The following is a 16,046-nucleotide window of genomic DNA, read 5'->3' as shown; positions in this document are numbered from 1 at the left end:
ACCACACTATGAAATCCAGAAAGAGAAAATCCCTATTTTTCATGACCCTGATTGCAGCGCTAACCCTTGTTTTGTCCGCTTGCGGCAACAACGCCGGGAATAACACCTCCCAAACACCTCCGGCCGGCAACGATCAAGCGCAAAACGAAAGCAACGCTTCCGGCGGCAAACTGCTGGAGCAAATTAAAAGCAAAGGCAAAATTACCATCGGTTTGATGGGCACGTACGCACCATATAATTTCGTCAATGAAAACAATGAGGTCGACGGATACGATGCCGACTTGTCCAAGGAAATTGCCAAGCGGATCGGTGTCGAGGCGAACTTTGTGACCGGTGAATTTTCCGGATTGATCGAAGGACTGCAAAAAGGAAAATACGACGCTCTCGTCAGCCAAGTCACAATCACCGAGGATCGCAAGAAATCGATTGATTTCTCAGAGCCTTATGTAAAAAATGATGTAAGCATCATCGTAAAAGACAATAACGACAGCATTCAATCGGTTGAAGATTTTAAAGGGAAAAAGGTCGGCGTGGCGCTCGGAACGAATGACGAAGCTTACCTGCGCGACGAAGTCCTTCCGAAAATCGGCGATTTTGAAATCGTGACTTACAACGACAATTTGAACGCACTGATGGATCTCAACAACGGCCGGATTGACGCAACGATCAATAACGTGTTCGCTCTGAAGCCGCTCATCGAGAGCAATAACCTGAAATTGAAAACCGTGGGCGAGCCTTTGAAATCCGATTTTGCCGGCGTTGCTATGCCGAAGAATAACCCTGATCTGCAAGAAGCCGTCAACAAGGCGCTTCAAGAAATTAAAGATGACGGTACGCTTAAAACGTTGTACAACAAATGGTTTGACGTAGATCCTAACTTTTAAGCTATATAAATAGTTCATCCTGCTCTGGGGAGGTAACCCGATGAAACTCGTGCTCGATAATCTTGAATATTTGCTGACCGGCGCTTATTACACGCTACAAATCACCTTGGTGTCCATGTTCTTCGGACTGATCATAGGACTCGTGGTAGCCGTCGCCCGGTTAAAAGGGAATGCCGTGATCCGGAATATCGCCCGGGTGTACGTGTCGATTATCCGGGGCACGCCGTTAATGGTGCAAATTTTCATTGTCTATTTCGGTCTCCCCGACTGGGGCATACATCTTAGTCCTATGATGTCGGCTTACCTTTCGATGAGCATCAATATCGGCGCCTACCTCTCCGAGACGTTTAGAGCCACTATCATGTCCGTCGATCACGGACAGACTGAAGCGGCTCAATCTCTGGGAATGACCCCTTGGCAGACAATGCGTTTTGTAGTGTTGCCTCAAGCGGCACGAATCGCAATTCCACCGCTTGGGAATTCATTCATCGGGATGCTCAAGGAAACTTCGTTGGTATCTGTCGTTACTGTCGTTGAGTTGTTCCGCGCGGCCCAAATCCTGGTGTCCAGATATTACGTGGCGATGCCTTTCTTTCTGGCCATCGGCTTGATGTACTGGATTATGAGCACGGGCCTGTCGATCATCTTGAACCGCATCGAAAAACGATTGTCCAAAGCCTACGAGATTTAATGAATGAATGTATTGGCGACCCTACCAAGGAGCTGAAACCGTATGAACCTTAAAGAAGAACATTTGCTGGACGTGGCCTCAAGAGCCAAGGAAATGCTGGAACGGGAAGGATTGGACGCTCTCGTCGCCTCCAGCGCCGAAAATGTCTACTATCTGTCCGGCCAGCCCAGCATGTTTATGTATACATTCCGGATGACCGAGGCGGCTTTTGCCATCGTGTTCCGTGATCCGGGCCGAAAATCCATATTGCTCATGAGCGAATTCGAAGCCTCGGGACTGCCGGACCGCATCCCGGGCTTTGACATTCTTACCTACCCGCAATGGATTGACCTGGATGATCCCTTCGGCATGAGAAGGGATCTGTTCCGCGGCGAGCGTCCGGCTGCTCCTGGGCCGGACGCCGCGCTTTCGGCGCTGGCCGAGGCGCTCGGCGCCAGCGGCCTTGCGGCCGGCGCAGCCGTCGCCGCCGAGCTGGGCGGCATGCGCGGCGGGACGCGCGCGCTGCTCGCCGATCGGCTTCCGCAGCTGCGCTGGGCGGAAGCCGCCCCGCTGTTTACGCGGCTTCGCGCGCGTAAAACCGGCTTCGAAATCGCGCAGCTGCGGGAAAGCTGCGCGATTTCGGAAGAAGCGATCGGCGCTGCCGTGCAGGCCGTCGCCGCAGGCGTTACCGCGGCCGAGCTCGCGGCCGCGTTCCGGATCGCGGTGACGCGCCGCCGCTTCGGCTTCAGCGAGCGCTTCACCACGATCTCCGTCGGCCCGCAATTCGCGCCGGCGTCGGTCTACGCGCCGCACCGTGCGGCTCCCGGCGACATCATCAAGTTTGATGTCGGCGCCGACGTGCAGGGATACGGCGCGGACATCGCCCGCACGTTCTCGCTAGGCGAGCCGGGCGATGCCGCGAAGCGCGCCTATGCGGCGCTGCGGCCGGGCCACGACCGCATGCTGGAGCTCGCCGGCCCCGGGGTGCCGATGGACGCAGTGTTCGCCGAGGGCATGGAGGTCATCCGGCGCTCCGGCTTACCGGACTACAACCGGGGCCACCTCGGCCATAGCATCGGCCTGGCTCTCGCCACCGAGGAGGCGCCGTTCTTCAGCGCCGCCGATACCACCGTGCTCGAGCCAGGCATGGTTGTCTGCATCGAAACGCCTTATTATGGCTACGGCGTCGGCGCAGTCATGATCGAGGACATGCTGCTGATCACCGGGAACGGGAACGAGCGGCTGAACAAGCTGACCCGGGACCTGGTTGTTTTATAGCCGGGATCCCCAATCATCTCGCATATAAGAAATTACAAAAAGACGGTGACCAAGGAGATAATCCATCTCCCGGTCACCGTCTTTTTTAACTCAATCATTGCCGAATCTCTCCGGCTCCCTACTTAATGAGGACGATCATCGTTTCAATCCGACCTGTTCCTCGCTCCATTCCCACAGCCTGCGGGCGGAATCCGGGTTCTCGCCCCTCGCGGTAAGCGGCCTGGCTTGTTTCTTATAGAAATATTGTCCCGTGACCCCCTTTACTTCAGGAGAACTTGCCAGATATATCGCCGTTTCCGCCCCCTGCTCAGCCGTCAGGAAAAACGGGCGCAATAAGCCAACCAATGATTTGCCGAACCCCGTATTCCGGTCAACTCCGATATTGGTAGCGACCGCTCCGGGATGCAGACAATTCGCCGTTACCCGGGTTCCTTCCAGTCTGCGAGCCAACTCCTTCGTAAACAGAATATTGGCCAGTTTCGATTGCGCATAGCCCTTCGCGACATTAAAGCCCCGCACCAGCGACGGATCCTCATGAATTTTTCCGATTTTGTAAGCGCCTGAGGACACATTGACGATTCGTCCTTCTTCGGCGCGCTTTAGCGAATCCAGCAGCAGATTGGTGAGAAGAAAATGACCCAGATGATTGACTCCCAACATAGACTCGAAGCCATCCTTCGTCAGTTCCCTTTTCAAGGATACTACACCCGCATTATTCAACAGCACATCAATCGCGCCGTATCGTTCCGTCACTTCCCCGGCAAATTTCCGTATGCTGTCCAGGGAGCCCAAATCGCACAGCATCAACTCCAGCCGGTCTGATCCGCTTTCCCGGATGGCTGCTTCCCACGCCTTTTGGCCCCGTTCCGGACTTCTGCAAGCCATCACAACATGCGCACCTCGCCGTGCCAATTCTATGGTGGAGGCCAGCCCCATCCCCGAATTTGCCCCAGTGATGATTACCGTCTTTCCTTGCATCCCGTTCCCTCCCTTGTACAATTATCTGCCGGTCAGTCGGCTATACTATACATTTCTATGGATTCAGTGTAATCCCTCTTGAGACCCGGGCTTTAGGTTTTATCGGGTTCCATGTTATTCTATAAAGGAATCTATATAATCATGACTTAGTTCAAAGATAGTATGAAAGGAGGCATGTCTTTGAAGTGGCTTACACCCTACGAACAGGAACTTAGTCTCGCTTTTGCCGAAGCGGAATCCATTCTGAGAGATCTTCCCGAACCGTTCCGGAAACCGGCTTTGGATTATCTCGATAAATTCCATGCCCTGAAGGACAATCGTTCCAAAAACTACATATGTTATCTGGTACCTTTCTGGCTACAACCGTTGGCCGGCATAGATACGGAAATCAGCCGCCGCTTTGCGGTCGCCAACATTTTCGGAATGATGTACTACCATCTGATCGATGCCTGCATGGATGAACCGGACAAGCTGATGCCCGGTCAACTCCCGCTGGCCGAATTGATTCATCTGGAATTCGTAAAATTGTACAGCAGCTGTTTTTCGGGAAATCCTCTCTTTTGGTCCTATTATAAAAAATACGTAAACCAATGGGCCGAGGCCGTATCCAGTGAGACGGGTTCGGATTTCTACCATGAGAATCCAGTTAGAATGGGCCATAAGGCAGCCCAGGTAAAGCTGGCGATTGCCGGAATAATGTCTATCGCGGATCGGGAAGCAGAGATTCCCCGCTTGGAGCAGGCTGTAGATACCGTTCTGGTGACGCTACAACTGCTGGACGATTGGCAGGACTGGGAGAAGGACCTCGCCGAGGGAAGCTACAACTCTCTGGTTTCGATCGTCCAGACTGACTTGCAAATCCCGGGGGAGCGCAGGCCCGAACCGGAAGAAATCAGGCAGGCCATTACGATTCATGGTACGCTTAATCATCTGTCGGAACATGCCCGGCGCAATCACGAGGAGTTGGTCGCTATTCGGGACCTTGCACCCGATCTTTACGAATTTCATGATTTTCTGCGGAGTAACCTTGAAGAAGGGGCCCGGGAAATCGAAGCGAAAGTGAGTTTATTGCAAGGTGGCGGTCTTGGATACTGGCTATCCAAGAATATCTAGTATTCCTAGATTTCCTACAAGATTCATGGTATACTAGAAAGGAAAATATAACCATTTTATTGAGAAAGGGTGATTTTATGACATCAGGGGCTCTCCTTCAAACACAAGTTATTGAAAAAGCATGGCAAGATCCAAGTTTCAAGGCTAAATTACTCGCCGATCCAAAAGCAGCAATCCAGGAGGCACTAGGTGTAATTCTCCCGGATCACATTAAAGTAAAGACAGTAGAAGAGAATTCCGACGAATTCTACCTCGTACTGCCTCCTAGTCCAGCTAATGTTATTAAGTCCGAAGTTAAACCAAACGCGGTTTGGGGAGATTAAACTTCTAGTTATTCATAATCAGGAGTAGCGGCGAGAGGCAATGCTCCGGTTTCTTATGCGTTTTTCACTGCGGGAAACCGGACCATAACCTCCGTCCCTACTCCTTTTTCACTTTTAAATTGAATTTTTCCGTTCATCACTTCTATTATCCGGAACGTCACCATAAGCCCCAGTCCTGTTCCTTTGGTCTTGTTGGAAAAGTAAGGCTCTCCCAAACGGGCCAGCACTTCTTCATCCATCCCTTCGCCGGTATCCTTAATATGAATGCATACTTCCCCATTTTCTTCATACGACCAAACATGGATTTCCCCTTCACCATGCAGGGATTCGATGCTGTTCTTGATAATATTAATAAACGCCTGCTTAAACTTTGAGGAATTCCCTTTGATATGCAGATCCTGAGGGATGTGTACGGAAATTTTGCCTCCCTGAAGATTGGCCATCGGTATCAAGATACCTTCAATATGGATGAACTCATTGAGTACGTTGAGCGTAGTTACTTTGCCGACTTCCGGCTTAGCGAATGTTAGGAAGTCCGTAATTATCGCGGAGGCTCGGTCAAGTTCTTCAAGAGCCATGCTTAAATAGACTTTATCCGTGGAGTTTTGCTTGGCTACCAGTAATTGCAGGAAGCCCCGGGTCACTTGAAGCGGATTGCGCACCTCATGCGCTACGGAAGCAGCCAGTTCGCTGATAATCTCCATTTTCTCGGAACGTTGAAGCTCATTGTTGAACATCTCCAATTGTTTGGAATACTCCACCACCTGTTCATGATTACGGGCAAATCTTTTACCGAGAATAATGATTAGGGCTATCAGAAAACACACTACGCCCCATTTCCACAGAAAGAGATCATAGTAAGCCGATTTAAAATAAAACCACAACAATTCTCCTGACCCCAGCAAAGCAAAAATAGCAAATCCGATCGTAAATATGATCGCTTCTTGATTCCCCCGGATCGTGTAAATCGTCGCAATCGAAACCAGTAAAATAAATTGGATGATCATCAACAAGCCCATGAATGTGCCGGAAGCAAGTCTGTACTGATCATAAATCTGATTATTGCTTAACAGATTGATCGCCATGAAAAGAATGCAAAATAGGGAATACCCAACCTGAAACTTCCTAAATTTAGTGATGATTGATTTGTAGCCCTTGCCGAATATACTTTCAAAAAAGCTTGTGAAAGAAGGAAGCAGCATAAAGAGCGACAAGTCGAACAATAGAACATACACGTTTCCGTATTTGCCGAAGAGCGAGTATAAAAACGAAGAGTATGTAATAACTATAGTTCCGCTGGATAATATGACCAAACACAAGGAAAACCAGCTGGACATATTTTCATTCTTCAGGAAGAGGGAACAGATCAACATAACTACTGCGATGAAAATCAAGGCGCTGCCGATAATAAAATCAGTCATATTGTTCTTAATGAACGTATTCTGTAATTCCTTATAGTCCCCTACAAGAACTCTACTTTGCAATCCAATGCGCGTTCCCGACTTGATTCCGATATAAATAGACTCACCTTCATAAGAATGGTCCATCGGCAACAAGATGGTATTAATCGAGTAATTATAAGACCGGTTGGATTCGTAAATGACCTCGTCATGAGATCGGATCACAACTTGACGCCCGTAAATCTTCTCAAACAAAAGCGCCGGGGAACCTGCTTCGAAGGTAGGTATGTCGATTTTGACCCACTGTCCGTCTGCTTCTAATGGACGTTCCGGATCCAAGCCTACCGCCGTAACGTCCTCCCAATTTTCGGTCGATTCCAACCGGTCTATATTTATTTCAGGATCAAATTCATCGGTCCATTTAACCTGCCATGCGGTAATCGCCTGCTCGTCCGCATTTTCCCGATCCGGGCTTTCCATAAGAAATGCACTAATCGCTACAATACTAAGCACAATCAAGATGGCAAACGCTTTTAAAAACCCCTTCATTCCAGCACCCCTGCCAATAATATAAGAGCTAATCTATCTAATTCGATACAATAAACCGATAAACCTTCAATAATATGGAAAATAAAGAATGATTTAAATCAGTACGCGTACCAGAAACATTTTACCGTTATTAACAAGTTTAATCTATGAATAGTTTTGTCAAATATTGAAAAATACTCTACAATTACGATGCGAAATAGAATCTCAATAGAAAATAGCCCTGAACTCTGAGAGATCAGGGCTACGAACTTTATCACGTTTAAGGGAACTAGATCAATCTAGGCAAGCTCTATTTCCATTTTCTTCGCCTTCCCGCTGCGGATATCTTCCGCAATCCCGCCGGCAATAACGGAACCGTCCACACGCAAGGTCGTACCGTCATTTTTATGAACGGTGATGCTGCGGATCGTCGCTGCCTGCGGTCCAAAGGTATCCCGTTTCTCCGGATTATGATAAGTCACTTCCGTGCTACCCAGGAATTTGAACGATACTTGCCCTTGAGCATCAAACAGCCAGCCCGGAAGAGAAGGATTCAAATGAAGTTGAAGTTCTCCTTCCTGAACCCGGAATACGTGCTTGCCTGCCATCATCGTAATCCACATCCCGATGAACTCGGCGGTGGAACCGCTGAGTCTGGCTACAAAGCCCCGGCCGTGCACCTGAGGATCCGGATTTACGCTGGAAGCGATGAAGGACGAGTTTTCCAGCGTGCTGCGGCCATAAACCGCCGGATCCAGGAATGGAATCAGCGAGGTTTGGATCTCCGCAAAGAACTGTTCCTTCAAGCCGGTCTTTAATAGCGCCAGCAAGTATTTATAGCTCATATGAAGAAATACGGATTCCCGCTCCAGCCAACCCGGTGTGAACGCGCGGATCCGGCCGATTTCATGGGATTCCTCGTTCAAGCTGACCGAAGTCTTGTACATCTGCAATTTTTGATCGAAAAGATCGCTGCGGCGAATGTTCTCGTAAGCTTCTTTCGCTTCCTCCGGGTTCTCCAGCGTCTTCATCCAGCGGGCCGGACCCTCCAGGAAATGAGGCAGCGGACGCGCCGCAAATTTCTTGACCTTCGCCTTGGGCAACCCGTAGCCGCTAATAACCGCATTCCCTTGTTCATCAAGAACAGGCTCGTATTCCACCGCTTCGAAAGCAAAGTACGTCGGCGTCAACCCGCCGCCAAGTGAAATGGCTTCAGTTATTCCGGCATCAATCTTGCGAAGCATGTTTTCGTAAATTGAAACCAATGTGGACAACTGAACCGTTTGCTCCGCTCCGCTGATTCCGAAGCGAATCCCTTCCCGATACCTTTCGCGCGCGGAAGCCGATTGATCCCAATATTCAAAAGAATCAAGCTCCCCTGCCAGATGCCGGGACAGCAGTCCGTTAACCTCATGAAGCAAATCGGCAATTTCTTCAGGCACCAGAACCTCTCTTGTCCCGGAGTCAAGCGCTTCTTCCAACACGAACTTCACAATTCGCTTCAATTCGAACGTTTCGCTCATCCCTGAGCCGAACAATCCCGGTAATCCGTTCATCGCATCGTTCCAGCCCGGCTTGTTACCTTCCATTTCAACGCCCATTCCGTATGGATCCAGCGTAGCGAATTTAACGAGGGACAGGGAGAGCAGCTTGACGAACAAATTGGTGCGGTATACTTCACCGTTACCATGTCCGGTTTTCAGCCAATTGGTGGATTTGGCGGTGACCCCAAACCGCTGCATCTTCTCTTCATCGTGCACCAGCGATCCGTATTGACGCACATGCTCGCCGTTCAGAACGTATTTCTCGCTTCTTGGCAGAACTCTCGCCGGACTGTCAAAGTAAGTATAGTCCGTTTCTCCGTAGAGCAGCCCGTCTTTACGATCCGGGAAAATGTCGAGATAACTGTCGATCAAATCCATGTTGTAAGTCCAGTGATCCGACCAATATCCCTCTCCAAAGGCCGCCTCGATCCCCTGCTCTGCAAGGGAGAAAACGCCGGTCAGAAACTGTTCTTCGCCAAGGTTCAACGTTACATTATTGGCGGCGATATAGGAGATCAGCTTGCCTGGCGTAAATTTGCCGAGACACAGTCTTTGAAGCTCTTCCCTGTGATCGGCCACTGCGCCCTTCAGCCAATCCGTAAGCTCGCCTGCCCGGCTTTCGGGAACCCGGAAGCTGGTACCTTCGACGCCGAGCGGATTGTATCCATCGGCTTGCATCAGGCTGAAGAAGGTTTTGATATTGAAGGTTCCGACCCGCGGATTAAAGTAAATGTCGCTGCGGCGGTTCTGGTTCGCATCGCGGAAATTCCCGTTCCCTTGCGAATAATATTCCGGGGCCAGCGAGAAGAAGTTGTAATCCCGCTCCGGATCGCCGTGTTTACGGGAATACAGATGGATTACGAAGCCCTCCTTGCCATTCTCGAAAATAAACGGATATCCGCCGCGCAGGAAATTGTCCAGATAACTCTGTCTGCTATAAGCATCGAACAGCGGCATCGACGTCTTGGTGGCGATGTCGGCGGTCAAGTTTTCCGTCAATTCCCGTGCTTCTATTTGTTTTTGCTCTATATAGGCCGGCGATGAAATACAGTCTGCCTTCTCGTTCAGGCGCTCAACACTATCAAAGTGCCCGATGAGAGTGTAAATCTGCTTGCTTTCCCCCGGCGCCAGTTCGGCCGTAACTCCCGTGAACCCGCAAGGCACCTTGTTTGTGCAGTATTGCGGCCGACCCGCCAGTTCCTCAAGCGGCGTACCGGCGAACCCTTCCGGATACCCGAGCGAAGTATTGCTGCCAAAGACCAGCTCAAAATCGGCAAAAGGTTTGATCCGGCTGCCTTGTTCATCAAACGACAAATAGAAATGCCCGCTGCGGACCTCGCTGATCTCCGCCTCGTCATGGGTGCTGGAGCGATTCCGGTAATAGGGAATTCCGTTCTCCAGGTTATCCACTTCCATCCAACTGCGGAGCAGGTTTCCGATCTCTTTATATCCGGCATTCTCTACCCCGTACGGTAAAATTTCCGGAAGTCCGTCCAGTACCTCCATGCGCAGCGCTTTTCCGGTAATGTTCGTGATCTCCACTTTACGAACCAGTGCCGCATAGTCATCGTTCGGTATATGAAAATAAGTAACTTTCGTGCGCAACCCTTTGGCTTCGTTGATCTCTTCAATCCCGATTTCGTTAGCCAAAATCCGCATCGTCCGCCGTGCCGCCGGGTCTGGGTAAGCATTTTGGAACGGCTCGTAAATCGTATCAGCGCCTTCCAGCTTAACGAAGGTTCTGAAACCCTTCATCGATACGGATTGATACATAATGTTAGCCGGGGAGAACTCCATAATCGGACTGTTCTTGTCGCGAATTCCGAAGCTGCAGACCGCCTGCCCCCGGTTCGCATAAAACGTCCACATCGGGATTCCCTTCAAACCCGCCAAACCGGGCAAAAAGCTGGAGAATGGCTTGGCCTGATCAAATTGCTCAATAATGAATTCCTCTTTTTCAAAACTGTAATTCGGCATATTGTATTATCCTCCACATCTGAAATGTCTTGAGATTGGTTTATTGAATAATATAAGTTGCGATCGAATGGGCCGGCAGCGTATCGGTGACGGTTTCTTCACCCAATTGAATCGCGAATTCCCGCTTCTCGTCGGTTTCGTTCTGGATGACCACTACTACGCTCGCATCTGTATTCTTGAATGCCGTCATTTGCAGCCCGGAAGCTTCCGAGGACAGTCCTACACGGACAGCACCCGGACGAATGTATTTACTAAAATGACCAATGTAGTAGTACGAACTGTTGTAATGGACGGTGTCTGTTACCGTATCAGCTATAATCGGGGCGTCGCAAAGATTGTTGACATGGTTGGGTCCTCCGGTTTCGTCAAGAACGAGGTTCCAGTCGAGATACCCTTCCGTCCAATTGTTCAAGTCGCCGATCATATTGCGGCCGTACCTTTCTCCGGTAAACCATTCGCCCAGCTTGACTCCGCCTTCCTGACATCCCTCTGTAAAGAGAAGATGCTTGTCAGGAAACAGGTCATGAACCTTGCCGACTTCTTCAAACGCCTCGCTCACATACCAGTGGAATCCTGTTCCCCAGACGTATTTGGCCGCTTCAGGATCAGACAGAACCGCGGAAGCCCGTTCAACGATAAGGTCGCGATTATGATCCCAAACGAGGATATTAACGTCTTCAAATCCTTCACGGTGCATTGTAGGCCCGAGGTGATCCCGGACAAAATCACGTTCCTCTTCGCCGCTGAAGATGCAGGAATCCCAGGTTTGCACGGCCGCCGGCTCATTTTGGACGGTAATCCCCCAAATCGGTACGCCCTCTTCCCGGTATGCCTTAATGAATTTGGTATAATACAATGCCCAGGCCTCGCGGAATTCCGGCTTCAATTGGCCGCCATGATTCATTTCCCCGTTCGTCTTCATCCAGGCCGGCGGACTCCAGGGGGAAGCCAGCATCGTAATATCCTTGCCGATTGATTTCACCGCGTCATGAATCAGCGGCAGCACCCATTTTCGATCACGCGAAATATCAAACGTTTTCAGTTCAGCATCGTTTTCTTCCACATAAGTATAATTGCCCAGCGCGAAATCACAGCTGTGAATGTGTACCCGGCCGATCGTATATCCGAGTCCTTCCTCCGGGTCGAAATAGCTGCGGATCACTTCCGCTCTCTTCTCCGGACTAATACGGGACAATGTATAGGCCGCCGCTTCCGTAAAAGCGCCTCCAAAACCGAGGATGGTTTGATAAGTTTGCTCGGTCGTTACCTTAACCTTGTCCTTTCCTTCCGCCGATCCTGCCTGAGCCGTCAATTCCCCTTGCAACTGCAAGCGTTCTCCGGTATCACGGGATGTCAACACTTTAGACCATTTTGCCATTTTGATCCGCTCCTTAAACAAATGTTAGTTTCACAGTGAAACCTTTCGAAACCGGTTTCGATTTGCCTAAAAAAAAACAGGGATCATTATAGCGATCGACAAGACTCCCTGATAACCAGCTCGACCGGAAGCATATCCGATTGAACTTCTTCCCCGCCTTCTATCGTATAGATTAACATGTCGGCCGCCTTATTGCCAAGTGCATATGTATCCTGGCGAATCGTCGTCAAAGCAGGTGTCAAAAATTTGACCATTTCGATATCATCGAACCCGATGATGGAAATGTCCTCCGGAACGCGAAGACCCTGATTTTTAACCGCCATCATCGCCCCTACGGCCAGGTTGTCCCCTGCAGCAAAGACGGCCGAAGGCAGTACGCTGGCTTTGAGCAGCTCTTCCATGGCGATCCGTCCGCTTTCAACCGTATAATCGTAGCTTCCCTGAATAACATGCTCCGGATCTACGGGCAATCCCAGTCCTTCCATCGCTTGCAAATATCCCTGAAGCCGTTTCTCCCCCGCAAAGGTATTCCCGCCGCCGATATGGGCGATCAGCCGGTGTCCGAGCTCGTGCAAATAATTCACTGCCAGGATGCCTCCGGCAATATTGTCCGAGTAGATCGTGCTCTTCGTATCCGATTCCTGGTCCAGCAGAACACACGGGATGTTTGATTCCAGCAGCTCCAGAAAATAAGGATCCGTAAAATCAGGCAAGATGACGACTACCCCATCCACGCCGCGGATTTTGCAATGCTCAAGGTAACTGCTTTTCTTCCCCCCGATGTCCTTAGATATAAACATCAGGTCATATCCCCTGGAGGTGGATACTTTCTTGAATCCCTCAATTACCCCGGCAAAGTAAGGATGCAGAATTCCGGCTCCGGAAGGCTCGTTAAATAGCACTCCGATCGTCCAGGAGCGCTTGGTCGTCAAGGAACGGGCATGAGCATTCGGCAAATATCCCAGTTGCTCGGCCGTCTCTAAAATTTTGCGCCGGGTTTTCGGGCTGACATCGGCGTAGTCATTAAACACCTTGGAAACGGTGGTCGGTGAAAAACCCGTTGTTTTTGCAATATCATAAATCGTGATCACTTGCCTATTCATCTCCTGCCCTTGATCAGACCACCTATAGGGGTTCATGAGAATTTTAGCCGTCCACAAGAATGAAGTCAACCACAGATGTCACCATCACGCTCGCTGTCTCCTCCTTGTTTCACCGTACGCCGAACCGTTTAAAAAGTAGTCAAACGGACCTGCCGTCCTAGTCAGCACAGAGTAAGCATTCCTGAGCAGGATGATAATAAGGAGGGATTTCCATGTACGAGCCTCGTGATAGAAATGAAGTAAGCAATGTGGATGTGGAACGAAGAGATGTCCAGCATAAATCGGAACCCAGCATGGTTGCGGCAACCTTCATTAAGTATGCGGCCTACATTGTTTTATTCTTCGGGTTTCTTTACTTCCTTGTCAAATACGTGTTCCCTAAATTTTAAGACCATATTACCGTTCGGAAAGCAAGAACCGCCCTTCTACGGGCGGTTCTTGCTTTCCGTTTGAAATACGGGAAATAGGGTAAACTCCATGTAAGTACACTAAGATCAAGGAGGCGAACCTTTATGCCGGACTACCCGAAGACTGAAGGGGATCAAGCCTATGAACGCTATCAACTGTTAGGCGATTATCGTGCCGAAAATGATATTCCGGACGACGATTTGCTGCCTCACGATACGCGGATTACCCAAAGCTTGAGCGAACCTGCCGAAGAAGTTAGCGATACTGACGAGCTCCAGATGGAGGATTCTCTGCCTGACGTTCCCGATGCAGATGAAATACAACCCGGGAGCCCGGTAGACCAAGCCGCTCCCGACCCGGATGCCATGCATGGCACCGATTTGCTTAACGGCTTTGACGGGGACGAAACGGAATAAACACGATAATACCTTTTAGAAAAAGGGGACTGACCTTAATGATTCCGGTTAGTCCCCCTTTTTCTTACTATTATATTTTGAATTGTCCGACCAATTGCTGCAGTTGTTCAGCCATACTACTAAGATCGGCGGAGGAAGAAGCCATCTCCTCCAGTGACGCAAGCTGTTCTTCCGCCGCTGCCGATATCGTCTCCGTATTCCCTGCCGTCTCCTCCGATAAATTACGGATCTGACCGATCACGAGTTCTACCTCTGCGGCTTCCGAGGCCACTCCGTCCATGGTGACTGATGCCTGGGATATCGTAGCCGCTGCTCCTACAACGGAATCACGAATCTGGCTAAAGGATTTGCCGGATTTCTCCACGGCATCCAATCCTTCATTCACCCGCTCCTTAACCTCTTCCATCGTAGTAGCGGCCTGTTCCATTTCCAGTTGAATATGACCGACCAACTCCTTGATTTGATCGGCGGAATGCTGCGAACCTTCGGCAAGCTTCCGGACTTCCGAAGCGACGACCGCAAACCCGCGGCCTTGTTCTCCGGCTCTGGCCGCTTCGATAGAGGCATTAAGGGCAAGCAAATTCGTTTGCTGTGAAATGCCGGCAATTACATTGATAATCTCACCGATATGCTCTGCACGCCGGTTCAAAGATATGACTACCTCGGCCAATCCCTCTACCGTGTGATGGATTCCCTGCATCGTACTCTCCGTACCCGCAGCGGCTTGTGCTCCTAAATTGGCTGATTCGGTTGTTTCTGTCATCGTTCTGGTAACTTCCTGCATCTGAACCGAGACATCCTCCACCTTTCGCGCCATTTCCATGACAGTGCTGGTTCCGCCTTCGACACTCCGGAGCTGCTGCTCGCTTCCTGCAGCCACGTCATGAATCGCGACCGTCACGTGCTCGATCGCCTTCGTCGTTTGTTCTGCCCCGGCGGAGAGTTGTTCTGCAGAAGCGGATACACTGTTCGTCATATCCTGAACGCCTTCTACCATTCCTCTAAGGTTATCCACCATAAGCTGGAAGTTGCCGGCCAATTCGCCGATTTCGTCCTGACGGAATGAATCGAGACGTTTCGTCAAATCGCCTTTTCCCAATATGCTTGTCGCTTCATTTAATTTCTGCAACGGAAGGATAACCGAACGGACATTCATAAAGACGATAACCGCAGCGCCAAGTACAGACAGAACTACGACGAGAATCGTCGTATTGCGAATTCCTTCCGTCCCTTCCGCAACTTCGTTTTCGCTCATCGTTCCCCCGATTCTCCAGCCCGTGGCCTCGTTTTTCATAAATGCCATTTTATAATGGTTATTCTGCTGGGAATAGTCGAGCTTTCCGCTGTCGCTCTGGAACATCCGGTTAACGAACTCTTCTTTATACTCCGAACCGATTTGGGCCGTAGGATGAACCAACAGCTTCTTGGTGCTGTCGACGATAAAGATATAGCCATCGTTCCCTACCTTCATATTCGTCATGGAAGCAACCGCGCTCAAATCCAGATCTAGAGAAATCACGCCGCTCCCATCGGCCAACACTTGCGAGATGGACACGACCGGCTTGCCGTCAACCGACAAATATGAAGGCGACACAACCGCCTTTTTGGACTTCAGCGCATGTACATACCAATCTCTGGTACGCGGGTCGAAGTCATCGTCAAGCTTCAGATCGGAAGACAGCAAAATGCTTCCCTTGTTTGTCCCCACATACAAGTTCAGGACATCCTTGTGGATGGCCTGGTATTCCTGCAGTTTATTCTTGATTGCGCTGCTCCCGGCCGCAACTTCCTGATCTACCCCCGTCCCCGGAATCTGTTCGCCGTAATAGTTGAGATCCACCATTTTCTGACTGATCTCATTCGTGATAATCGCGTCCGCCGAGCTGACGCTTTGCAGCGCACTCATCATTAAGTCCTGCTCTACACGATGGCTCGCAGCCGAATAGGTAATCGAGCCGATAATGATGCTCGGGACAAGCAATACAATCGTGTAGGAAACGATCATACGCATCCGGATCGATAAAGATTTTTTTCTCATGACGCCGC

At 50.2% G+C, this 16,046-nt stretch carries 13 protein-coding genes; 7 read left to right on the top strand and 6 right to left on the bottom strand.

All coding sequences use genetic code 11. From position 1 onward, the window contains the following. The first annotated feature begins 8 nt into the window (after positions 1-8). The 3 genes from KJS57_RS14955 to KJS57_RS14945 are packed head-to-tail and all read left to right on the top strand — an operon-like array spanning position 9 to position 2,832. Positions 9-884 (top strand): substrate-binding periplasmic protein, encoded by an 876-nt coding sequence (locus KJS57_RS14955; RefSeq protein WP_213655421.1) that lies wholly within the window; start codon positions 9-11, stop codon positions 882-884. 40 nt (positions 885-924) lie between these two features. Then, positions 925-1,575 (top strand): amino acid ABC transporter permease, encoded by a 651-nt coding sequence (locus KJS57_RS14950; RefSeq protein WP_211021617.1) that lies wholly within the window; start codon positions 925-927, stop codon positions 1,573-1,575. 42 nt (positions 1,576-1,617) lie between these two features. Continuing rightward, positions 1,618-2,832 carry a M24 family metallopeptidase gene (locus KJS57_RS14945; RefSeq protein WP_213655420.1) on the top strand — a complete coding sequence of 405 codons (1,215 nt, stop codon included), beginning with the start codon at positions 1,618-1,620 and terminating at the stop codon, positions 2,830-2,832. A gap of 135 nt (positions 2,833-2,967) precedes the next feature. Here KJS57_RS14945 and KJS57_RS14940 read toward each other — a convergent pair whose 3' ends face one another. Next, positions 2,968-3,810 (bottom strand): SDR family oxidoreductase, encoded by an 843-nt coding sequence (locus KJS57_RS14940; RefSeq protein ID WP_213655419.1) that lies wholly within the window; start codon positions 3,808-3,810, stop codon positions 2,968-2,970. Positions 3,811-3,984: 174 nt separating this feature from the next. Here KJS57_RS14940 and KJS57_RS14935 point away from each other — a divergent pair, with 174 nt between their 5' ends. Together KJS57_RS14935 and KJS57_RS14930 are read left to right on the top strand one after the other, a co-directional pair. Then, complete coding sequence (locus KJS57_RS14935) at positions 3,985-4,923, top strand: hypothetical protein (RefSeq protein WP_244861565.1); 939 nt, start codon at positions 3,985-3,987, stop codon at positions 4,921-4,923. A 77-nt stretch (positions 4,924-5,000) separates the two neighbouring features. Then, positions 5,001-5,246, top strand: a complete 246-nt coding sequence (locus KJS57_RS14930; RefSeq protein WP_213655417.1) for an NHLP leader peptide family RiPP precursor — start codon at positions 5,001-5,003, stop codon at positions 5,244-5,246. A gap of 53 nt (positions 5,247-5,299) precedes the next feature. On the opposite strand, the gene KJS57_RS14925 is transcribed toward KJS57_RS14930, so the two are convergent. From KJS57_RS14925 to KJS57_RS14910, 4 genes are all read right to left on the bottom strand, one after another. Continuing rightward, positions 5,300-7,195: an ATP-binding protein gene (locus KJS57_RS14925; RefSeq protein WP_213655416.1), complete on the bottom strand. Its 1,896-nt coding sequence runs from the start codon at positions 7,193-7,195 to the stop codon at positions 5,300-5,302. Positions 7,196-7,473: 278 nt separating this feature from the next. Beyond that, positions 7,474-10,695, bottom strand: a complete 3,222-nt coding sequence (locus tag KJS57_RS14920; protein WP_213655415.1) for a cellobiose phosphorylase — start codon at positions 10,693-10,695, stop codon at positions 7,474-7,476. Between the two features lie 40 nt (positions 10,696-10,735). Beyond that, positions 10,736-12,073, bottom strand: a complete 1,338-nt coding sequence (locus KJS57_RS14915) for a glycoside hydrolase family 30 protein (protein WP_213655414.1) — start codon at positions 12,071-12,073, stop codon at positions 10,736-10,738. Positions 12,074-12,159: 86 nt separating this feature from the next. Beyond that, positions 12,160-13,164: a LacI family DNA-binding transcriptional regulator gene (locus tag KJS57_RS14910; protein ID WP_213655413.1), complete on the bottom strand. Its 1,005-nt coding sequence runs from the start codon at positions 13,162-13,164 to the stop codon at positions 12,160-12,162. Positions 13,165-13,388: 224 nt separating this feature from the next. On the opposite strand from KJS57_RS14910, the gene KJS57_RS14905 reads away from it, so the two are divergent. Next, positions 13,389-13,565, top strand: coding sequence for a hypothetical protein (locus KJS57_RS14905; protein ID WP_211021609.1), 177 nt, complete (start codon positions 13,389-13,391; stop codon positions 13,563-13,565). 123 nt (positions 13,566-13,688) lie between these two features. After that, entirely contained in the window at positions 13,689-14,000 is a 312-nt protein-coding gene (locus KJS57_RS14900; RefSeq protein ID WP_244861564.1) for a hypothetical protein, read from the top strand. 70 nt (positions 14,001-14,070) lie between these two features. Here the strand turns inward: KJS57_RS14900 and KJS57_RS14895 are convergent, their stop codons facing one another. After that, positions 14,071-16,038 carry a methyl-accepting chemotaxis protein gene (locus KJS57_RS14895; protein WP_213655412.1) on the bottom strand — a complete coding sequence of 656 codons (1,968 nt, stop codon included), beginning with the start codon at positions 16,036-16,038 and terminating at the stop codon, positions 14,071-14,073. Positions 16,039-16,046: the final 8 nt, after the last annotated feature.

Source organism: Paenibacillus vini, assembly GCF_018403325.1.
Lineage (GTDB): Bacteria > Bacillota > Bacilli > Paenibacillales > Paenibacillaceae > Fontibacillus > Fontibacillus vini.
Note: the sequence above shows the minus strand (reverse complement) of the source record. Positions and strands in the feature narration are given on the sequence as shown.